This is a genomic window from Cryobacterium sp. MDB1-18-1, from assembly GCF_004402735.1.
GTDB lineage: Bacteria > Actinomycetota > Actinomycetes > Actinomycetales > Microbacteriaceae > Cryobacterium > Cryobacterium glucosi.
This window is the reverse complement of record NZ_SOFR01000082.1, coordinates 45868-68030: the sequence shown is the minus strand read 5'-3', so window position 1 is coordinate 68030 and position 22163 is coordinate 45868. Positions and strand designations below refer to the sequence as shown.

13 protein-coding genes are annotated in these 22163 nt (G+C 64.3%); 7 read left to right on the top strand and 6 right to left on the bottom strand.

The window, feature by feature from the left end; genetic code table 11:
- Position 1: 1 nt before the first annotated feature.
- Positions 2-283 carry a glutaredoxin domain-containing protein gene (locus tag E3O50_RS18570; RefSeq protein ID WP_134449644.1) on the bottom strand — a complete coding sequence of 94 codons (282 nt, stop codon included), beginning with the start codon at positions 281-283 and terminating at the stop codon, positions 2-4.
- 152 nt (positions 284-435) lie between these two features.
- Between E3O50_RS18570 and E3O50_RS18565 the strand changes: the two genes are divergently transcribed.
- Entirely contained in the window at positions 436-2133 is a 1698-nt protein-coding gene (locus E3O50_RS18565) for a GGDEF domain-containing protein (protein WP_166790603.1), read from the top strand.
- Positions 2134-2240: 107 nt separating this feature from the next.
- Here E3O50_RS18565 and E3O50_RS18560 read toward each other — a convergent pair whose 3' ends face one another.
- From E3O50_RS18560 to E3O50_RS18550, 3 genes are all read right to left on the bottom strand, one after another.
- Positions 2241-8513, bottom strand: coding sequence for a DUF3320 domain-containing protein (locus E3O50_RS18560; protein ID WP_166790602.1), 6273 nt, complete (start codon positions 8511-8513; stop codon positions 2241-2243).
- Positions 8514-8814: 301 nt separating this feature from the next.
- The gene (locus E3O50_RS18555; RefSeq protein WP_134558389.1) at positions 8815-9168 is read right to left on the bottom strand and encodes a toxin-antitoxin system HicB family antitoxin; all 354 of its coding nucleotides are present in this window, start codon (positions 9166-9168) and stop codon (positions 8815-8817) included.
- Positions 9165-9416, bottom strand: a complete 252-nt coding sequence (locus tag E3O50_RS18550; protein ID WP_134558388.1) for a toxin HicA — start codon at positions 9414-9416, stop codon at positions 9165-9167. The genes E3O50_RS18555 and E3O50_RS18550 overlap by 4 nt, the downstream gene beginning before the upstream one ends.
- 273 nt (positions 9417-9689) lie before the next feature.
- On the opposite strand from E3O50_RS18550, the gene E3O50_RS19485 reads away from it, so the two are divergent.
- Both E3O50_RS19485 and E3O50_RS18540 read left to right on the top strand, forming a co-directional pair.
- On the top strand, positions 9690-10109 hold the full coding sequence (locus tag E3O50_RS19485; protein ID WP_198413596.1) for an NINE protein: 420 nt from the start codon (positions 9690-9692) through the stop codon (positions 10107-10109).
- 216 nt (positions 10110-10325) lie between these two features.
- The gene (locus tag E3O50_RS18540) at positions 10326-10676 is read left to right on the top strand and encodes a hypothetical protein (RefSeq protein WP_134558387.1); all 351 of its coding nucleotides are present in this window, start codon (positions 10326-10328) and stop codon (positions 10674-10676) included.
- Here E3O50_RS18540 and E3O50_RS18535 read toward each other — a convergent pair.
- Positions 10656-11309, bottom strand: coding sequence for an NUDIX domain-containing protein (locus tag E3O50_RS18535; protein ID WP_134558386.1), 654 nt, complete (start codon positions 11307-11309; stop codon positions 10656-10658). The two genes, E3O50_RS18540 and E3O50_RS18535, sit on opposite strands and share 21 nt — an antisense overlap.
- Before the next feature lie 78 nt (positions 11310-11387).
- Between E3O50_RS18535 and E3O50_RS18530 the strand changes: the two genes are divergently transcribed.
- Complete coding sequence (locus tag E3O50_RS18530) at positions 11388-12878, top strand: ADP-ribosylglycohydrolase family protein (RefSeq protein ID WP_134558385.1); 1491 nt, start codon at positions 11388-11390, stop codon at positions 12876-12878.
- A 5-nt stretch (positions 12879-12883) separates the two neighbouring features.
- Positions 12884-13669, top strand: a complete 786-nt coding sequence (locus E3O50_RS18525; protein ID WP_134558384.1) for a hypothetical protein — start codon at positions 12884-12886, stop codon at positions 13667-13669.
- A gap of 81 nt (positions 13670-13750) precedes the next feature.
- Here E3O50_RS18525 and E3O50_RS18520 read toward each other — a convergent pair whose 3' ends face one another.
- Positions 13751-15475 carry a DUF262 domain-containing protein gene (locus E3O50_RS18520; protein WP_198413594.1) on the bottom strand — a complete coding sequence of 575 codons (1725 nt, stop codon included), beginning with the start codon at positions 15473-15475 and terminating at the stop codon, positions 13751-13753.
- 1025 nt (positions 15476-16500) lie between these two features.
- Between E3O50_RS18520 and E3O50_RS18515 the strand changes: the two genes are divergently transcribed.
- Together E3O50_RS18515 and E3O50_RS18510 are read left to right on the top strand one after the other, a co-directional pair.
- On the top strand, positions 16501-19092 hold the full coding sequence (locus tag E3O50_RS18515; RefSeq protein ID WP_134558383.1) for a DNA methyltransferase: 2592 nt from the start codon (positions 16501-16503) through the stop codon (positions 19090-19092).
- Positions 19093-19223: 131 nt separating this feature from the next.
- Positions 19224-21554, top strand: coding sequence for a hypothetical protein (locus E3O50_RS18510; RefSeq protein ID WP_134558382.1), 2331 nt, complete (start codon positions 19224-19226; stop codon positions 21552-21554).
- The last annotated feature ends 609 nt before the right edge of the window (positions 21555-22163 follow it).

The window sequence follows — 22163 nt, the reverse complement described above, 5'->3', positions numbered from 1 at the left end:
CTCAGGCCTCCACGGAGAACTGGGCGAGTTTCGCGCGCAGGTCGGCGTCGCTCGGCTCGACGAGGTGGCTCGCGTCGGGGAACACGATCACGGGGATCCGGGTACGTCCACTGATCGCGTGGGCGCGGTCGGCGCCGTCCGCGACGGCCTCGAGGTCGACGTAGTCGTAGTCGAGTTCGAGTCCGTCGAGCACCTTCTTCGAGCGGCGGCAGTCGCCGCACCACTCCGCGCCGAACAGGGTGATGCGGGGGTCGAGGGGGACGGATGCTGTCGCTGCGGTCATCCGCCGATCTTACGTGGCCGCGCTGGGTATCCGTCTGCGGGGACGGACAGGGGCGGATCATAGGTTCGCCCTTTTTGGGGCTTTTTTCCGGCCGAATCGGGCCGGGTGCCCTGTTATGTTCGAAAGAGCGACAGACAGTCGGGGGGCTGAAGGTGGACTCGAAGGCGGCAGCACCGGAGGTGCGGGCATCTTCGGCAGCGCCCGTTCGCAGTACCGCACCGACGCCCGCACCGACGCCCGCACCGTATTCGACGGCGGCACTCCTCGCCGCGTGCGAACTCTCGCGCGCCGACGGCCGGCACCTGGACGGCGCGGCGCAGGCCGAACAGGTGCTCGCGACCTTCGGGATCACCCCCGCCGAGTGCGCGCAGGCCCGCGAGCTGCTCGCACTGCACCGGTTGCGGCTGGGCGAGGTCGAGGCATCCGTTCGTCACGGGCTGCTCGCCCTCGAATACCTGGTCGACACGGGCGAACTGCTGCGGCAGTCGCAGGTGCACTGCACCCTGGCGCTCGCGTTCCATGAGTCCGGCCTGCACGAACCCGCGCTGCGCCACGTGCTCGGCGCGCTCTCCGCGGCGCGGGCGAGCGGCAGCAAGCTCGCCGAATTCTGGGCGCTCAGCCGCTCCTCGATGGTGCACGTGGGTATGGCCGACGCGCAGCGCGCCCTCGAACTGGGCCGCCAGGCGCTCGACCTGTCGCGGCTGCTCGAGGACGCCGAGGCCAGATTCGCCGGACTCAACAACCTCGGCGACACCTGCCTCGAGCTCGCCAAGACCCAGAGCGCCCAGGGCCTCGACCCGGCGGATGCCCTCCGAGAGGCACTCGACAATGTGCAGCAGGGCGCGGCGCTCGCCCAGGGCCAGGGACACGTCTTCTGGGAGACGATCGCGCGCACCAACCTCGTGAGCATCCTGATCGAGCTCCGCCGGTACGGCGAAGCGCGCGAACAGGTCGGGCTGTCCAAGCGCCTCGCGGCGGCGAACGGCTACCGGAATCTCGAACTCGACAATGACGCCCAGCTCGCCGAGCTCCTGCGTGCAGAGGGACGCATTGACGAGGCGACCGCGATGATGGTCGCCCAGCTGGCCGATCCCTTCATCGAGGACGATCCCGCGCGGCTCACCCGGCTGCATCGTGCGCTCGGGGAGATGTACAAGGAGCGCGGCCACTTCAAGTTCGCCCTCGACCACGCCGAAAAGCTGCACGAGCTGACCCTGCGCCTCACTCGGCAGACGGCGGGGCTGCAATCCCGGATGCTGATCAACACTCTCGAGATCGAACAGGCCCGCCACGAGACGGAGCGGTCGCAGCTCGAAGCACAGGTGCTGCGCATCCGTGCGGAGAAGCTCGACCAGCAGGCCCACACCGACCCGCTCACCCTGTTGCCGAACCGGCGAGCGCTCGACCGGCAGTTGCCCGCGCTGATGCGCCGGGCGCACGACCGCGCGCAGCCGCTCTGCGCGGCGATGGTGGACCTCGACCACTTCAAACGGGTGAACGACGCGCACGGGCACGCCACGGGCGACCGGGTGCTGGCCGCGATGGGCACGATCCTGACGGACGCCATCCGGGACAGCGACCTCGCGGTACGGCTCGGCGGCGAGGAATTCCTGCTGGTGTTCGGCGACGCGACCCCGGCCGACGCCGCGAAGGCCTGCGAGCGCCTGCTCGATGCGGTGAGTGGCTTCCGCTGGGACGACGTCGCCCCGGGCCTGCGCTGCACCGTGAGCATCGGCCTGGCCGTGCGGAACACCGGCGAACGCACCGCACACTGGCTCGCCCGCGCCGACAAGGCCCTTTACGAGGCCAAACGCGCCGGCCGCAACCGCGTCGAGTCCGCCCCGCAGTAGCCGTGAGGTGTCGCAAATCGACGTTTGAGGGCACTAGGAAGGTCGATTTGCGACACCTCACGGGGTGGTCGAGTGGGCGAGTGGGCGAGCGGATGCCAGCGTGGCGGCTAGTGGGAGCCGGGGCGGAGGAGGCCGGCGGGGGTGCGGGTGAGGCGACCGGCGTCCAGGGCGAGGGCCAGGGCCGCGTCGAGACGGATGCCGACGGTTCCGCGGGTGCTCCGCCCGCCGAAGAAGGCGAGGGCCTCCCGCTTGAGCTCAGTGTCGTCGATGCCGGCGGCGGCCTCGGCCGCGAGGCGCATCGCGTTCGCGATCTCCGCGAGTGAGACATGCTCGAGGGATCGGGTGACGTCGGGCGGGGTGCGCCGGGCGCCCTGCCAACCGGTCGGGTCCATCGACTCGGGCCAGTAGAACGGCTCGTCGGCGCCGAGCGGCAGGTCCGCCGGCACACACCGCACGATCGACGCCGCCCGAGCCTGGTTCACCCGGTCGAGGCCGAACGCCGCCGCGACGAGCCTGGTCAGCCGGGCGCTGTGGATCGGACCCTCGGCCGTGACCGCCGCACGAATCGCGGCCTGCACCTTCGTTGCGGCCGCGGTCCGCGGCAAGGCGTCGAGCACGTCGACCGTGCCAAGACGCCCGGGGGACCACTCGGCGTAGTCGAGCGCGAGGGAACTCGTGGTCGCACGGGTGTTGGCCAACGGCACGGTCGGGGCGGACATCGTGCGGGATCCGACGAGTACCTCGGGTGCATCCCGTCGCGTTTCGGTGATGGTTGCTGCGGGCTTGACGTCCGCGGGGAGGTCCAGCTCCCTGGCCACGTCGGCCGCGGCTGCAGCTTCAGTCGCGGCCTCGACCGCCGCCCCGAGCCGGGCGACCGTCTCGTCGCGGTGGTGCAGCCACTCGGGCAGCCAGACCCGCTCGACGCCCGGCCAGCGCATGATGCCCTGCAACACGTCCACGGGCAGGCCGTCGCGGTCGGAGACCGTGCGCCGCGCACGCCAGTTCGGCCCGTCGAGCAGCACGGCGACGAGCGGCCGACCTGGGTCCGTCGCCGAGGCGAGGCTGAGGTCGACCCGGAAGTCGGAGAGCCCGACGTCGGTCTGCACGACGTGCCCCGCGGCGCGGAGTGCGGCCGCGATGTCGTCGCGGTGCCGGTCCACGGTGGACGTGCGGCGGACATCCGTGCTCAGCGCCTCGGCGCCCGCGCCCGCCATCTCGAGGTAGGCCTTGAGGTGCTTGATGCCGACTGAGCTGGTGTCCTGCGCGCGCAGCACCGCCGGGTCGAAGCTGGCATAGAGCACCACCTGTCGTCGCGCGCGGGTGATCGCCACGTTGAGGCGGCGCTCGCCGCCCGCCCGGGAGAGCGGCCCGAAGTTGAGTGGCACGACACCCTTATAGTTGGCGCTGAATGCGATCGAGAAGAGGATGCTGTCGCGCTCGTCGCCCTGCACATTCTCAAGGTTCTTGACGAAGAGGCCATCGATCTCGTCCAGGGCGAGGGCGATGCGCTCGTCGTCGCTGTCGCGGAGCAGGTTCTCGATGAGGTTGCGCTGCTGGGCGTTGAAGGTGATCACGCCGACCGAGGGGGAGACCCCGGGCGAGGCCTGGAAGCGGCGCTCGATGTCGTCGACGATCGCGCGGGCCTCGACCGGGTTGGTGCGGAGCGCCGTGCCGCGCCCGGACCGCTCGAACTGGCCCTCGACGCGCACGAGGGAGACGCCGTGGTCGGCGATGGCGCTGGACGCGGGCGCCGGGAACGACGACAGCCGGCTCTCGTAGTAGTAGTGGTTGCTGAACGCGATCAGTGACTCGTCCTGGCTGCGGTAGTGCCAGGACAACCACTTGCTCGGCACCCGCGCCTGCACGCACTCGGTGAGGATCGACTCCTCGTCCGCGACCGCGCCGAGTAGCCCGTCGTCGCCGTCGAAACCGGCGTCACCCTCGTCGTCGATGTTCGCGCTCGTCTCGGCGAAGCTCGTCGGCGGCATCTGCTTGCTGTCGCCCACCACGACCACGGATGCCGCCCGTCCCATCGCCCCGATCGCATCCGCCACCCGGATCTGCGAGGCCTCGTCGAACACGACGATGTCGAACAGGGCCGCGTGAGCGGGGAAGAACCGTGCGACGGATTCCGGGCTCATCAGGGTGCACGGCATCACCTGGGTGATCAGGTCGCCGTAGTTCTCGAGCAGTGCGCGCACGCTCATGCCGCCGCGCTGCCGGTCGAGCTGGCGGCGCAGCCCGCCGACCTGCCCCGCGGCGAGGTTGGTGTCGAAGCGGCGCAGGCCGAGCACCTCGGCCGGGATGGCCCGGGGGAGTTCGCCGCGCACCGCCCGGGTGCTCGCCGTGAACCGGGTGATCGTCTTGCTGTGCGCCATGAGGTTGAAGTCGCCGAGGGTGGTCGCGTCCTCGCGTTCGGTGATCGAGGCGATGGCGAGGCCCTTGTCGAAAGCGAGCGCGGCATCTTCGGCCGGGATGCTGCCGGCCAGCAGCGCGGCGCGGGCGTCGGTGAGCCCGTGGCGCCGCAGCGGCTCGAGGTGACGCACGAGGGCGAGCCAGCGTTCGAGCACGACGGGCTGGGAGGACTCGACCGTGCGCGCGGCCCGGGTCGCCCACCAGCGGGCGATGAAGCCGAGGTCGCCGGCCCAGCGGGCGCGGTCGGCGGGCTGCACGTCGGCGGCGGTGTCGAGGGTCTGCCAGGCCGCGGCGAGGGCGGTGAGCGGCTCCTGGCCGGCGCCGAGCGGGGTCGAGGAGTAGTAGGCGCGCAGGTCGGCGGTGTGGGTGGGTACCTCTGCTGCGGCCGCGGGCGCGCGCCGGTTGAGCGCGTCGCCGAGCCAGCCGAGCCAGGCCAGGCCGGTCGCGAGGTCCTCGGCGTCGGCCGCGACGAACGGGTTCCACCGCGCGTCGACGAGCGGCACCGGCAGGGTGAGCGCGGCGTCGCGCAGCCCCTGCGCCTCGGCGTGCGCGGCGGCGAGGGCCGCGGTCAGCGTCGAGAGCGTCTTGAGCGGCACGGCCTTCTCCGGCACGGATGCCGCGTCGCCGGTGAGCGCATCGGCGACCTGCGCGAGCACCGCGCGGCGCTTGGCTTTGCGGCCGAAGAACCCGGCGGCATCCGCGGCGAGGGCCGCCGCGTGGATCCCGGGCACGTCCCGCGAGAGCACGGTCGGCGCCACCCGGGTCAGCCAGTCCGGACGTGACGCCCGCAGCGCCGCGAGGTGCTTCTCGAGGCCGGCGATGAACGCGCGCCACTCGGGGGTGTGCAGGGTGTCGACCGCGCTGACGGGGTGCCGGGGTGCGGCGGCGAGGTCGCGCCATTCCCCGGCGAGGGCGGCCGAGGGCATCCGGTTCAGGGTGTCGAGGTCGAAGCCGGCGGTCTGCGCGGCAACGAGGGCGTCGTCGAAGGAGCGCCCGGCGGCGTGGATCGCGGCCGTGCGCAGCGCGATCGCGATGGCGGTCGACGGAGATGAGCCTGCGGCCAGGGGCGCGGCAGTACCGACACCGGCACCGGCGTCGGAGGTCCCGGTGGAGGCCGTACCTGCGTGCGCCGTGCTAACGGACACCGTGCCGACCGCGCGGGCGGCACGCACGGCCTCGGCGGCGGACTCGGCCGACGCCGATCCCGCACCGGCGCCGCGCCCGAGCCGTTCGTCGACGAAGCCCCAGGGGTGCGCGGCGCTGGGCCGGGCCAGGTCGGACACCTCGGGCAGCTGCCGCAGCACGTGCCGCAGCTCGTCGAACACGGGGGCGGGGGAACCGCCCACGAGCGGGCCGGGGATGGCGAGCGGCTCGACCGAGGCATCCGCTGCGAGGGCGTGGGTGCGGGCGGAGTAGAGCGACAGGCCGGCCGCGTTGGCCTCGTGCAGCCGGTCGGCGTAGCGGGCGAGGGTGCCGCGGCTAGCGGCGGCGGCCTCGCGGTTCGCGGCGAGGGCGGCGAGGTCGGGGTCGATGCGCAGCTCGAGGGCCGCCTTGATCTGGGCGCGCACGGCGGCGGGCCGGGCGGCCTTGTCGTGCAGGTCGAGGGAGAAGTCGCCGAGTCCGACGCTCTCGAGGCGTTTCTTCACGACGTCGAGGGCGGCGCGCTTCTCGGCGACGAAGAGCACGCGTTTGCCGTCGGCGAGGGCGCGGGCGAGCAGGTTGGTGATGGTCTGCGACTTGCCGGTTCCGGGTGGGCCTTCGAGCACGAAGGTGCGGCCGGCCGTGGCTTCGGCGACGGCCTCGAGCTGGGAGGAGTCCGCCGGCACCGGGACGGAACCGCCGAGCGCGTCGAGGTCGATGGGCGGAACGCTCGAGGTGGGCGAGACCGGAGACTCGGCCGGCTGGGCCAGGCTCCACGCCCCACCCCCGCCGGCGCCGGCCGCGGCGACCGGGTCGGCATAGGCATCCAGTGGCGTGTTGATCAGGTGCGCGACGAGACTGTTCTGCGACAGGGCCTCCCAGTTTTCGTCGAGGTCCTTCCAGAGCCGGAACTTCGCGAACTGCAGAATGGACAGCTCCACGGTCTCCTCGACCCGGAACGGCAGCCCGGCCGCCGCGATCGCCTCGCGCACCGCGGTGAACGCGGCGCCGAGGTCGATGCCCGAGGCGTCCTCCCCGGGGGTCGCGAGCCCGGCGATCTCGAGCCCGAAGCTCGCCCGCAGCTTCTCGAGCAGGCAGTAGTTCGGCGTGGACGCCCCGGCCTCGTCGATCGTCAGCCGGTACGAGGAGCCGCGGCTCGCGCTCGTCATGTTCACCGGGATCAGCACGAGCGGCGACCGCAGCTCGCGGTCGTTGAACCGCCAGTGCAGCATCCCGAACGTCAGGTAGAGGTTGTTGGCGCCGGTCTCCTCCACGATTGTGCGGGCCTTGTTGGCGAGGTAGCGCAGCTTGCTCGTGTACGACGCCTCCGTGATATCCACGAACGCGCCCTTCTTGTCGGCGAGCATCAGTTCGCGGGTCTGCTCGGGCAGGTCCTTCCCGAAGCGGATGCCCCTGGCCCGATCCACGTTCGGCACCGCGTCGGCCGGCACGAGGGTGATCGGCGTGCCGGCGTTGATGGCGTCCTCGAGGCGGGCGACGGCCGGCCCCGGCACGAAGAGCGGGTAGCCGGACCGGTCGGTGTAGTTGATCAGCTTGTTGCGCAGGCTCAGGTCGAGCAGCGCGTTCTTCCACTGGGTGACCCGCGGCGGCACCGGGGTCGCTTCGGGAGCGTTCGAAGCAACCGCCGACCCATCCCGCGCATAATACGGAGCGATGACCGGACCGGCCCCCGCCTGGTACACCGTCACGGTGACCGCGCCGTCGGGCCCGACCGAGCGGCTCGGCAGCGGCCAGATCCGTGACTGCCGGGCGGTGCGCACGTCGGTCACGCCCAGGAACTTCTCCAGTCCCGCGGCGAGGTACTGCGTGTGCGGGCTCCGCCGCGCCTCCGCGAACGGCATCGACGCAGACCCGCCCGTGACACCCGTCGTTTCAACGAGCCCGATCGAACCGAGGTCGACGATGTTGACGATGTCGGCGACATCCGTGTGGGCGACGGCGCCGAGCGCCGAATCGACCCGCCAGTAGCCGAGGAAGATGTGCCCCTCGAGCAGCCAGAGCGTGGAATTGAGGCCGGCCTGTTCGAGGGCGGCGGCGAGAGTGACGGTGGTGTCGAGGCAGGTGCCGAGCCGGCCCTCGAGCACCTCGGCGGGCGTGCGCACCTTCTGCCCGGTTGTGCCCCAGCTCGCCGGCGGCATCGCGTAGCGGATGTCCCGGGCGGCCATCGCGTCGTAGATCGCCTCGACCACGGCGTCGACCCGCTCGGGGCTCTCGGACTGGTAGCCGCTGAGCGCGGAGTCGCCGGTGCGCTGCTGCAGCAGGTCGCTCGCCTCGACGAGCAGCGGCGCGATGGCGGCGGCGTTGGGCTGCACGTGGGCGGCGAGGAGTTCGAGGCCGAGGTGCAGGGGAGTGGCGATCCACTGGCTGGACGCGAGGATCTGCACCGCCGCGCTCGTCTCGGCGAGCAGGGTGCCTGCGGCGTCGCGCAGGGTGGCGCGGATCGAGCCCGGTCGCTGCTCCTCCACGGCGAGCATGAGCGCCGGGTCGAGCACGAGCTCCACGGTGCGGAGGGTGGTGCTCTGCCCCGCGCCGAGGTCGACGATGACGACCCGGGGGGCGCCGAGCGACCCGGCCGCGCTCGTGACCTCGACCTCGAGGGTCGCCGCGCGCTGCTCGCCGCCGAGGTTCTCGATCACGATCTCGTCGACGACCGGAACCCGGCAGTGCGCCATTGCATAGGAGAGGAACGGCACCGAGCTGATCCCGATGCGGGCGGATGCCGCGGCTGCGGCAGCCGGGGCACCTGCGGTCACGGCCGGAGCGGCAGCGCCGTCGGTTTCGGTCTCAGAGCCAATCTGGTCCACGGATTCCCCTTCGTGCGGCGACATGTCACGGCGACCCGGACAGCCGCCGGGTCAGGTCGAAGCGCTGCCCCCGATTGTAGGGGGTGGGTCTGACACCGCTTGATGTCCTCGCAGCGGTTCTCGACTTCCTCTCTTACGAGCGGGTGATCAACTATGAGATGTGAGTCATGAAGACGATTCAGTCACGCGAGATCTAGCTCGCGCGCGGGTGATCGCTCGGGGATGGAGAGCTCGGTCCCACGGAACTCCACCGTGACGTCGACCCAGTCACTCGCGAGGTCGCCGCTACCATCGGCGCCGTTCATTGCTCTCCCTGGGCCCGACCGGACTGAGCGGCCAACCGTGAACTCAGCAGCCGGTTGAGGCTGACCTTCTCTTCGGCGGCTTCGAGAGCGAGCGCCCGATGCAGTTCCGGGGGAATACGTAGTTTGAACTCACCGCTGTACACCCGGTCGGCGAGGGGTACCGGCACATGCTCGCCGGCCACTTTCAGGTCCGTCACGACATCCGCGACAAGATTCCGGATGCCCACGAGTGCATCCACTTGCTCGGCGGCCAGCCAGGACAGCGACGGGTATTCGGCGACCAGTCCGACGTACTCATTGTCGTCACCGGACCAAGTCACCCGGTACGTGTAATGGCTGACGTCTGTCATTTAGAGTCTCCTTCCAGAAGGTCAATTGCCTGCAGGACCTGGCGTACTTGGTAGGCCTTGGCCTTGCCATGGTCGTTTTGGATGTTGACTCGGGGGTCGCCGAGCCATGGCGTCTTGAAAATGACGTGACTGGTGCCGCTCTGGCGCGCGGAACCGAAGAGACGCTCACACACTTTGACCAGGTCGGAGAAGTCGACGTTGTACGGGTTTAACCGCATTCCTTCAATCAGTCTTTCCACGGACGTCATGCAAAAATGGTCCCATTAATGACACCATTCGTCAATGCCGTCAGCCTGCCCGGCCCTCTACGAACCGCGTCATGTTTCCACAGGTCGCGCCTGCGATTCGCGTGCCGCGGCCGAATGCTACTCCAGCGTCGAAAGTGTGACCGGCTTGCTTCCACCGATAAGTCCACGGAACGGAATGGACGCTCCTAGCCACCCGATTTTGTTGGTTTCTGAGTCGTCGTTTAGCCGACACTCGTGGTGGATATCATGACGTCAAAATAATTTGGGGGAGCGATGCCGCAGGAAGTGAATCCACCAGCCGGAATGTATCGGGATCCGGAAGACCCGGCACTGGATCGTTGGTGGAATGGTGAGGAATGGACCGCACACACGAACCGTGCGGCTCAGCTGGAAACTCCGCAATACTTCCGCATGGGCACCGCGTACCTGTTCTGGTTCTTCCTTGGTGGAGTGGGCGCTCACCATTTCTATCTGGATCGTGACAAGACAGGGTTCTTGATGCTCTTCTCGACGATCGGGGCGTGGATTCTCACCGGCATATCCCTCTCGAATCCGTATTGGCAAGGCATCCAACTCGTCCTGTTCGTGCCCATCGGGATTGGGGTCACGATAGATGTCTTTCTGATACCCCATCTCACCCGCCACGCCAACACACTCCGTGCCCAGCGAGTCGCGTTCTTCCAGGACAGCTGACCAGCATCAGATTGAGGCCGTTCGACGCAAATCGATGTGGGACACCCCACCGCAGCGGGGCCGGGAGCTGACGCACACGTCGAGCGCAGAGCGCCCTGAGGTCACCGCATCGACACCCCCACTGGGGACAGAGTGCCCGATTAAGCACCTCTTTTGCGGACTCGGCACACTTACGCTTGAAACTGAAGTGGAGTCAAACAGTTGGGGGACTGAAGCGTGAGTTCAGAAGATCTACTTTTCAACATCGGCGCGCTGGTTGTGGCCTATTCAGGGATTGTCGTCGGCTCAGTTGCTACGCCGTTCATGGCCTCATTCATTCTGGATGGCATTGTGCAGCTTCTGCGGGGCAACGGCCTGAAGTTGTTCGTGCTCGCTCTCGTCTTCACCGCTGTGGTGGCTGGTGGCAGCTTCGCCCTGTGGAAGTTTGGAACCGGAAATCCAACAGTGACCGCGGGCACGCTGGAAAGCATGGCTGTGGTCACCCAATACCTCCTGACATTCTCGATCGTGTTTGCACTGGGTGGGTTCGCGGTTCGAATGGTGAAGCTACTCTCGAGGGCCCGTTGAGTGCAGGCGGGATGGTTTGCGGCGAAACACCTTCGCCGGCTTGCCGACGACGCCCTGCTGGTAGGCATCCGTCTCCACCAGCTGCCCCAGCATGTGCCGGCGGAACGTGTCCTTCCCGAGCGCCTCGCCCGCGATCGCCGAGTGCAGCCGCAGCAGCTCGAGCAGCGTGAACTTCGGCCCGAGCAGACCCTCGGGATCGGCGAACGCGCGATACGAGGCGCGCAGGGTCTCCACGGCGAGCTCGATGATCCGTGCGTGGTCGTAGACCGTGCCGTGCACCTCCGTCACGGGCGTCAGCTCGACCTGGGCGACGGATGCCTCCGGCACCACCACGAGGTGCGCCACCGACATCACCCAGCCCCGGTCATCCCGGTCGGGGTCGTCGAACACGTGCAACTGGCGCGGGCGCAGCCCCTCAATGTGGGCCTTGTCGCGCAGGGACCGGAGCACGGCCTCGGCCAGGGTCTCCCGCTCGTGCACGAAGGTTCCGGGCAGCCGCCAGCCGGTCTTGTTCTGCACGAGCGCCACGCAGAGCGCTCCGTCCTTCACCGTGAGTACCGCGGTATCCACGGCCACCGATGGTCGCGGATAGTCGGTCAGGAGCTTGTCTGCACTGTCTCGATGGGCGGTCACTAGGTAATTGTCGCAGGTTTGATCTATGTTGGGAATAGATCAAGTTTGATCGAATAGAACGTGAATCAAGGAGACAACATGAAGCTCACGACCGCCCAGAAGGACCGCGCCGCCGGCGTGCTCCTCGGTATGGCCTGCGGCGACGCGCTCGGCGCCGGCTACGAATTCGGGCCGCCGCTGCACGCCGACACCCCGGTGTCGATGAAGGGCGGCACCGGTTTCGGCTGGGCCCCCGGCGAGTGGACCGACGACACCTCCATGGCCGTTCCCCTCGCCCGGGCCGCCGCCGCGGGACTCGACCTCCGCGACGAGGCCGTGCTCGACGGCATCGTCGCCCAGTGGGTCGGCTGGGCCCGAACCGCGCCCGACGTGGGGATCCAGCTGCGGGCGGTGCTCTCGAGGACCGAGCCCACGGCATCCGCGGTGCGTGTGGTGGCGAAGGCCCACCACGACCGCAACGGGCGCAGCGCCGGCAACGGCTCGCTCATGCGCACAGCCCCGGTCGCGCTCGCCTATCTCGACGACCCGGCGGCGCTCGCCGAGGCGGCCCGCCTGGTCAGCGACCTCACCCACTACGAGACGGATGCCGGCGACGCCTGCGTGCTCTGGTGCCTCGCCATTCGGCACGCGGTGCTCGAGGGCGACCTCGACGTGCGGGTCGGCCTACCCGCGCTGCCCGCCGACCGGCGAGGCCTGTGGGAATCCCGGTTCGCGGTGGCCGAAACCAGCCTCCCGTCTCACTTCGCCCGCAACGGCTGGGTCGTCGAGGCGCTGCAGGGTGCCTGGTCGGCCATCAGTCACACCGAGGCGACGGATGCGACACACCTCCGCCTTGCCCTGGAAACTGCGGTGCGGGGCGGACGTGACACCGACACCGTGGCGGCCATCGCCGGCGGGCTGCTCGGCGCACGCTGGGGTGCCTCCGCGGTTCCCGCCCCCTGGCGACGGATCGTGCACGGCTGGCCCGGCCTGGACGTCCAGGACCTGGTGCGCCTCGGCGCTCGAGCCAGCGGCGACCAGCACGCCATCGCCGACGCGGCGGCCCAACGCCACGACTACGCCTACCTCGGCGACGTGTCGACCCTCGTGCGCCACCCGCACGACGACCACATCTGGCTCGGCGCCGCGGGAGCCCTCGACACCCTGCCCGACGACATCGACGCGGTCGTTTCGCTCTGCCGGGTCGGCACCGAGCAGGTGCCCGCGCGCATCCGTCACCGCCTCGAGGTGCGCCTGATCGACAAGGACGACCCCGCGCAGAACCCCAATCTCGACGTCGTGCTTCTCGACACCGTGAACGCCCTCGCCGCGCTGCGGGCCGAGGGCCACACAGTGTTGCTGCACTGCGCGCAGGCGGAGAGCCGCACCCCCTCGGTCGCCGCGCTGTACGCGGCCCGGCACCGAGCCGTGCCGATCAAGCGGGCGATCGCCGACGTCATTGCGGTCCTTCCCGCGGCGGCACCGAAGCGGTTTCTCCGGGAGGCCATCACGCGGCTGAGCGCGACCGATCACGCGGCAGCAGCACCAACCGCTGCCGCCGCACCCCTGACCACGACCACCGAGGAGTAACCAGCATGAGCGACGCGGCATCCAACGATTCCGGCAACAACTTCGTGACCCACGACGACGACGGCGAGGGCGGGGGAGACGGCTACGAGGAGTACAACCCGCCCGCCGACCGGTTCCTCACCGCGCAGCTGTGGTGGATCGCCAGCGAACTGGTGCGGCGGCATCCGCACCTGCGCATCTCGGGCCGGGAGGTGCCCGGTGAGGGGCGCCTGGTCATGGTGCACGACGAGCAGGACAGCATGAGCATCCAGTGGGATCTCGTGAGCGGCTGCAAGTTCCTGGTCAACGGGGTGGTGAACCGCATCAGCTGGATCGAGATGATGGCGGCCGTGAGCCCGCACGAGACCGTGAAGCGCATCGAGGTGGCGTCTGGGCTCGGCATCCCCAAGGCCACCCCGGTCACCACGCCACGCTCGCTCACCGACCGGGTGATCGCCAGCGCGCTCGCCGCCGCGGTCGACGACCGGAACGACTGGTACGCGGTGCCGGCGCCGATGAATCCCGACGACGACCCCGACTGCGCCTACTTCCGGCCGTTCCCCACCGCGATCGCGGCCCGCGACGCCTACGTGCTGGCGGTGAACGAGCAGCTGGTGGCGACAGGTCGCAGCATCCACTTCTTCCAGCCGTTCTGGGCGCTGCTGCGCGGCCCTGAGCCGATCGCCATCTTCGACGCAGCCGGCGTGATCCACACCAGCAGCGGCGCGACCGAGCTGATGCCGGCCTACGAGTACATCGATCGCAAGCTCGTGCTCACCACGGCCCGCGTTCTCGGCCCGTACCTGCCTTGAAGACAGCCGATCCGGAGTATCCCCACGACGACTAACTGCGATCTGCTCGCGCTCCTCGTGAAGGGAAGCCAACCGGTAAACCTAGCTACCGAGAACAGCCAGCAGCCGCTCTCGCATTCGTTCTCTGCGGACCGTGTAGGTCTCGACAAAATCTGGCAAGCTCAGCGACAGTCCGTCGAGGTCGTTATCAGTCAAGTAGGTTCTTCGCTGATCCGAGCTGGGGAAGGCTCGCCTGACCCAGTCTTCTGGCAGAGAGTCAAGTTTTTCCACGTTCACCACGCCGCTCAGGAGCTGAAGATTGGGAAGGAGATTGAATCTCGACTGGTAGTCGTCGATCAGCTCCATCGAGACGCCTGCATCAACCAGTTTGCGGTCCGTGAATCGCGACTTCGGGTAGATATGGTCCTGGTGGAATTCTTTAGTAAAGTCGAGGCCCGGGTAGAGGAGAGATAAGGCTGCGAACGCTCGTCCCGATCCGTATTTAGTGTCTAATACGTCGTCAAGGTCGGATTGCTCGAAGGTGATGCTCTTGCCCATTGCTGCCATCTCGCGTTCGATCTCTTTGACAGGGAAGGTCCCGAGAGGGTTCTCATCGATCGCCGAGCGAATGCGCGTCAGAAGTGTATCGAGACCAGAACCCCATATGCCTGGCTTGAGCAATGATCGTGCCAACCAGTTCCTGACGAGAAGTCGGTCTCTTGCCGTCGCAGTCGACTCGAGGTAATGCGATCCAAATGAGTTCTTGGCAAGATAGTAGGCGAGCACGATCATGACGCTGTCTGCTGAGATCGTGCGGGCGCTGTAGCCGAACTGTCGAAGGAGAATGGCGGCGTTCAGCGTAGCCGTTTGAATGATTGGCCACTCGGCTTCAACTGTGGCCATATTCTTTCGGGTGAAGTTCGAAACGCGGAAAGCGACGCTTAGGCCCGAAATCATGAGTGCTGTCTTCAAGATCGCATCGCGGGAGAAATTGAAGTCGCGAGAACCACCCAGGTTTACCTCCTGCACGAGCTCGCGCACGTCTTCGCGAGCGTCACGAGTTTCCCACTGATTGGTCGCCATGGAGAGCAGGAGATCGGAATAAGACAGCGTGGTGCCGCCGCTGTTTACCCGTACGAAGATGTCGAGGACCTTGTTGGAGTCCTGGCTTGACTCGAGATACCAGTTGATCGGCTTCGTGACACGAAGAGCTTCATAGAGTCGATAGAGACGTTCAAAGCCGCCGTCCACGGGAACATTTCTGCGCGCGAGCACCGCAATGATAGCCGGACCAGCGTCGGCGAGGTCGAGAGCATCTCTCAGCGCAAACCACCTATCGACCCCGTCTTCACCGCGCACTGCCTCGGCGTCAGTCAGAAAACGAAGATCGAATTCGAAGCCCAACTCCTCGTGATCCGGGCTTTCGGCAAGATTCAGATAGACGCGCTTTCTTGGAAATGCGTCTGGGCTTGACGACCAGGCTCGTTTCTTCTTCTCCGCATGCGATCCGTAGACAGCGATGTTGAGCGCAGTCAGGCGCTGTTGTCCGTCAAGCACCGCTGTCACTCCATGCGAAGCGGGTACTGCGGCCTTCGTCGCGAAGGGCGCCCTCTGCTCGTGGTAGTCCGTTATGAAGTCATAAAACACGTAGTCTTGCGCGGAAAGCGCGTTAACGTCCCAAAGGAGGAACGACCCAATCGGGTACTTCCTCATCAGGCTATCGACGAGCGCAAGGACTTGGTCTTGCTTCCAAACGAACTCACGTTGAATCGCGGGAAGGAGGTATTGCTTCTGGTGAATCCGCGAGAGCACATCTTCAATGGTCACAGGTGTTTGAAAAGACAATGCGCCCCCTTGCAACGGTCATCCTAGATTAGACACTAACGCCGGTGCATGGCTTGAGCCCATTACGGAGATGAATCAGGTCAGTCCGCTCGAAGGAACGTGAAGACCGCGGGTCGCGTGTCGAACCGCGTGGACAGTTGACTTTTCAGCGTTAGATTGTCGTCGTCGAGCAGATTGCGATATTGAGTGCGATCCCGAGTCTGAACTGAATCTCGAAAAGCCTGATGGACTGTGAGGCCGCGCGGATCTTGATGTGGCGCGGCACCTCGTCCGGCATATCGCGCACTGTGAGGACCTCCGGTATCTGAGAGTGCCGTCAGTGCTAGCAATGTCATCTCCGATTCGGGAGCTGATGAGCTTGGGGCTCGGACCTGGAGCTCTTGAGAGGGCGGCGCCGGCGCGAGACTGCGGCTGATCGCCCGTCTCAGAGGACAGGGTTCCGGCTCCCAGCAGAGGGTGGCGCGCGTGCTGCCCGGCCATTGCACCTAGACGGAGAGTCTGAAGGCCGGATCGAGAACAAGGAAGAGTGTGGGCACGACCCTGCGCAGGGTGGTGTTCAAATCGCCTGCAGCCGCCGGTGAGCATCGGCGGTAGCCGACCAAGACGATAGCGTGGCGAAGGTACGCGAGTGCCGATGTTGAGCTCGTTGGTTACCCACGCCCAGCCGCCGATGCTGAATTCTATGTGAAGTATGACCACACAGAATGGAATCGTTTGTTTCCTTACGAGTCATTTTGGGGTCCGATCGAGCTGTGTCTAGCTGCCGGGTCCATGCGCTGGTGGCGAGGAAAGAGTCCGATTGTGAGGGAGACTGTGTTGATGTGCTTGGCGGCCCAGTGAACTGTGGCCCAGTGAACCGTTGAGGCGAATGCTGCAACGAACCTCAGAAGTGCCGTCTCGATAAGCATCCTGGTCGAGAGTGTCGCTGCCACTGGCTGGCGGGGGGAAGACGTCGGCAGTCCGTCATAGACTCCGCCAATGATCAACATGAGATTTTGAGGTGCAAATTGAGAATTGAGCTGCAGGGAGAGTCTTTCAGCGAAGTTGAGTACCCGGACCTACAGGCGAAGAATGCCGAAACCGTCAGGATCGGGGACTTGGAGCTTGCCTGGCAGCTCCACGCCTACTTCGGTGGTGATTCGCAATGTGTGACATCGTTGTTTTCGGCTGCCATGACCTTTGATCCCACAGTTGATCGAATTGCCCATTGGAACGGTCGAATAGATACCCTCGGATCTGTCTTTCCAGAAGTTGCGGCACGCGCAAGACTCGGCATAGCAGTTCTCTCGAAGTCCAGCGAAGGTCGGCGCCTTCTCGGCGAACTTTTCGGCCGGGGGGACTCCGTGCCGCCTGAGTTCCTCGGCGATATGTATCAGAATTTTGGGCGAGCTAAGAGGAACGCAGCGAGCCGTGAAGCGCATCTGGAAGGCTCAAAGTTCGACTTGGAGGGAACGCTAGCGGTAACGCAATTCCTCACCGACAAGTACATGGTCGACTGGCTCGTGGAGGGGTGCCTCCCGGACGCCCGCGATATAGACGTGATCTTGGATCCAGCGGTTGGGGGAGGGAACTTTCTCCTAGCTGCACTTCGCCGGATTGTGCTGCTGAACATCCAGCTGGGAGCCCACTTTAGAGAAAGTGCTTCCGCGATCGCTGTCGGTCGATTGCGCGGCTATGACCTGGACGAGGAGCTCGCTCAATTGGCTTCGATTGCGGTCTGGATTGAGGCCAGTCGCCTCGATGGGCAAGTGGCAGCGAAACCCACGGGTATCTTTGGCGATTCTTCAATTTCCGGCGGAAGTCTGCAGCCCGAATTGTTAATCAAGTTAACTACACGGCGTTCAGGTCAGCGGCTCATTATTTTGACAAATCCGCCGTTTCTGGGCCGCAGGTTGATGGGCGAGGAAATGCGAATCAACCTGGCGAATTGGTGGCCGAGCGCGGGAACTGATCTATGTGCCGCGTTCGTATTGGCGCTAAGCGAAAACACTCAGTACGGCGACGTCATCGGTCTGGTTCATCAGGCTACGATCGTTCATCTAAGTCTATTTTCGCAGCTTAGGCACGAGGTAATGAAGCGGTGCATTGTTGAAGATTCAGTGAACCTTGGCTCTCAAGCATTCCGTGCGATCAGCGGAGATAAGACTCGCGTTCACTTGACAATACTTCGCGCGGTTCAGCAATCGACGACCGGTCATTGGAGACGGCCGGAGCTAAGCCTGGACTTATTCAAGCGCGCCGAGAAGATCGCCGCGCTTCGTGGCGATCGTGATGGCGCAGTGAAGTTGCATCCTGGTGAGACTCGTGATCGTGGCGGACGCTCCCATGAATTCAATGGCCTACTCGATGTACAGAGTTCCTCAATCTATTCGGCCCACGGCCGGCCGATGCAGGGCACCTCGACAGGAGACAACAGCACCCTGGTGCGGTTTGCATGGGAAGTGCCGGCCGGCCAAGAAGGATGGGTTCCTGCGAGCAAGGGAGGGGGCTATTGCAAATGGTGGGGTTTGAACTACTACATGGTCAATTGGGGAATAGATGGGTCCAGAATCAGATCCCAAAGTGGTTCCGCACTAAGAAACCCTCAGTTCGCTCGTTCCGCCCAATTAGTGTGGTCCGACACCGGCACGCGCGGACTGAACGTACGTCTCAAGCGTTCTGAGGCTGTATTCATGGCCGCTGGCCCCGGCATTCTCGTCACAGACGGTGACCCCATGTCGCATTTGGCCGTATTGAACAGCCGCCTGGCAAGCGCGGTTCTCGCGTCTACCAACCCGAAGTTGACGTTGGCGGCCGGCTACCTGGGTAAATTGCCGTTCTCGAAAGCACTAGCGGATGATCCCCAATTGGCCCAACTAGCTGCCGTGGCTGTCGGTCAAAAGAGGAAGAAGGAGACTCGATCCATTACCTCGTCAAGCTTCCTCTCTTCGTCTCCGAGGACTGATCTCGTCCAGAGAGCGATCCTTGCCATGAGGCTCGACGTTGAGAATGAGACGGAACGCCTTGTAGTCGAAGGCATGGTGGAAACTCGGGTGCGACAGCTCCTTCTCGTGTCCAATTCCGTCAACGATTCATTGCGGAGATTTGTCGGAGTTCCTGCGGCATGGATGCCCAAGCTGCCATTCGCTTTGTCGGACGATCAACTGGACTATGAATACTCACTGTTGATCTCTCCGGCGCTTGACTATGCAGGACGGATTAGATCTCGCATCGCCGTCGAGGGGCCCATCGAGGCGATTGCGCAGAAATATCAGGTGCATCCAGAGGTCGTCAGCGCACGTCTACTTGCCGCTCTTCCCTACGCCAAATTTACGATGCGAAAATACATCGAATACGAGCTACACTCCGAAATCGTTACTCAAGCGGGCTTTAGGGTGGACCGCCAATGGTCGCCAACGATGGTGTCGATCTCAGAGGTCTTGGCTCAACTGGAAGCGGTCTGCGATGCAGATCGCGCGCGGGACTATTTAGGTGTGTTCCTGCGCGATTGGCTGACGGGAAGGTTTCCAACAATTCATAACCAAGTATTCCTCCGCCGACCAATCGTTAGTCTCACGGCTAGCGATCTTGCGTTGTCACGTCGCTTGCTCCCGTCGTGAGAGGTAACTCTGAGCTTGCAGCTGTCCTTTCTGCGGTTGGACAGGTCGTTGACCTCGCCAGTCGTCGTACGTCTGGAGTATTCGAACCCAGGGAGACACCATTTGAGTCTGCCGCTCTGACTTTTGAGGTCGTGGCTGCAGCGACGGCCGCAGGTATCCACCGGCAGCTACGCCGGCATCAAGGATGGCCTTGCCGGACTTCGTTGAGTGGGATACTTCGTGACCTTGAAGACGTCTTCGAGCCCGAGGATCCCCTCTTCGTTCACCCAGTGAACGGCGAATCTGTGCGCGAACTTGATGAACTCGTTGGCTTTGTCGGCGCGACGAACATTCCGCTCATGACTCTTTTCGAGGCCCTCGCGGCAATTGATTGGCGAGACAAATCGCTTTCACAAAGGGAATACGGCCGACGCGCCAGCGGAGCTTGGTTCACGCCTCCTGCACTGGCACGACAAGTCGTGGTCCGTGCGGCGAATCAATACCTCGTATCAACCCTTGGCGTTCTTCCGAAGGAAGGTGACCCTACTCGTCTGGGTGAGCTCTCCAAAGCGCGCGTCGCTGATCTTTCGGTGGGCGGAGGCGTGTTTGCCTCTGAATGGATCGCAATGATCGAACGTGAGGTCTTGTATTCCGGCGAACGTGGCGGTGAGCACCTCCTCCGAGCCATAAATGGCCTTGAACTGACAGACGTCAATCCTCTGGCGCTCGCGGTTTCGCGAGCCATGATTCTGTGCCGAGTCCCGGCCCATGAGGCACACCTGGTATCGCCTGTGGTTCGCTGGGGGAATTCTCTATTGGAACGGTCAGATGCCCTTCAAGAACCACGGGGCCGGAAGCTCGATCTCTTTATCAAGGGACTGGTTTGGGATGAGGCGTTCTCGGTGCCCGATGGTTCGCCTTTGGACATCGTGGTTGGAAATCCACCATGGGAGCGGCTTCGTCTCGAGCAACGTGCGTTCTTTGCCGGTTTGGCACCCGAAATCGCTGGCCAGCAACGAGCAGCACAACGCGCCCTGGCGATGGATTCTCTCGAGGCGACTCATCCGTCGCTGATGGCGCTATATGAGGAGCATAAGAAGTCCATTGCTGTGGCCTCGCGTTTAATACGTGCCGACCAACGGTTTGCAAAATCTGCGACAGGTGAGTTATATACCCACGCTTTGTTTACCGAACTTGCTGAATCTAGGGTGCTGCGTCTGGGGACAGTTGCGTTACTCGTCAAGAGTTCCCTAGTCACTACCCCTGGCCATTCAAAGCTGTACCAGGACATGATTGCAAGTCGCCGTCTAAAGCAATATTGGGAATTCACCAATACTCGTCGAATCTTTCCGATTGACGGTAGAGAGCGATTTGGCCTCTTGATAACGGCTGCTGGCGCAGGCCTGCCCAGGGTCGCCGCGGACTTGACCCAAGCCGGTGATCTCGCAGAGGATTGGAGGTTGTTGGAGGTTACTGACAAAGTCCGAATGCAGCTAAATCCCATAACTGGAGCTCTGCCAGTGCTTGCAGCGGACGACATGGCACGCGTGGAATTTGTATCGGGCCGGAATCCTTCTTTCGACGACACATACCCAGAAGCTAGGTTCGGTAGGTTGCTACACCTGACCAACCATAGCGAGAGCATTCACCGTGACGAAGGTGTGGGCCGGCTAGGTGTGTGGGAGGGCCGGATGATTGAGCAATACAGTGCTCGATTCTCGACGTGGTCCGGCGTTGCCGGGGAGACACGATGGTCCGCGAAGACGCGTGCAAACCTGGTCTCCACCACAGACGAACTCAGCCCGGATTTTGAAGTCGAACCTAGATGGTGGGCAGATGTTTCGGAATGGAAACGAGTGTCCGCCTCGTATTCGGAGCCCTTTTCGGTTGCATGGCGAAATGCAACGTCTCGATCGAATCGTAGAACAATGCTGGCGACTTTGTTGCCGACAATTCCTACAATCCAATCGATCCAAATAGTGCAATTCCCGGACGACTTGAAGCTTTTGCCCCTGGTCCTTGCTGTCTTCAACAGCATTACTTTTGACTGGCTTCTTAGGCTCAAGATTCCAGGTATCGACGTGACGCCAACAGTGGTGAAGCAGATGAACGTTCCCGATCGAGACAGATGGCGGGTCGAAGTCATCTTCTCAGGTGAACTCGGCTCGGCGGCAGCACACGTCACTCGACGCGTTCAATCTCTATACCGGCAAGATGCGCGGTTCGACAGCTTATTCTCAACCCTGGGTTTTGAATCGGGAGGAGGAGTCCTTCCGTCCGTTGAAAGGCGCCGGGTGCTTCGCGAACTTGACGTGTTGGTTGCCTGGGCATACGGATTTCGGCCTGAGGACCTTGCCGGATTCGCTCGGTCACTCCCCAACGACATTCCTGAAGAAGAAATTGAAACTCTCATACATGGTGGGTTTGGTCGCGTTGAAGAATTGCCGTCCTTGGCGATGGGAAAGAGTGTTGCGAATATCTAGGACCTCGCGGGAAGTGCGCTACAGACAGAATTCATGTAAACCATCCAACAACGCGAGTCTTCTAGGTCGCGAGGCATTGGAAAGGGGAGTTTTACGATATCGAGCAACGTCATATCGGATGAATTTTTGCCGGCCGCCTGTCTTTCGTATGTATCAAGGCTTGGATCTCCGTTCGTGGGAAAGAGTAGAGCGACCCGGCTTGGGACGGCAACAGGCGTAGCGTCTGTCAAACTAGCCTGCAATTGCACAAGGTGACTATAGGAATAGATCTGATACTGGTCGCTACGGTCGGGAGGACCACGAAGCACTTTGTACTTTGCGTCTCCGCACCAGACGCTGGACTCACTACTTACTACGTAATCCGGCAATGAATCATCGCGTCCCCCTTTTAGGCTCTTCCAAGGCGCGACAACCGTGACTGAATCTGCCGACACGGCCCCTGGCCGAACTATGGTTGCATCATTCCACTTCTGCGTCATCGCAGTCTCCAGGATGTCTTCCCAGAGATGATTGGTGAGGAACGATAGCTCGAGCGATTCTGTTGATTCTGTGGAATGCGCGAAATACATATCTTTCTCTTGGAGCACAATTCCAGCGGTGTGTGCGGCG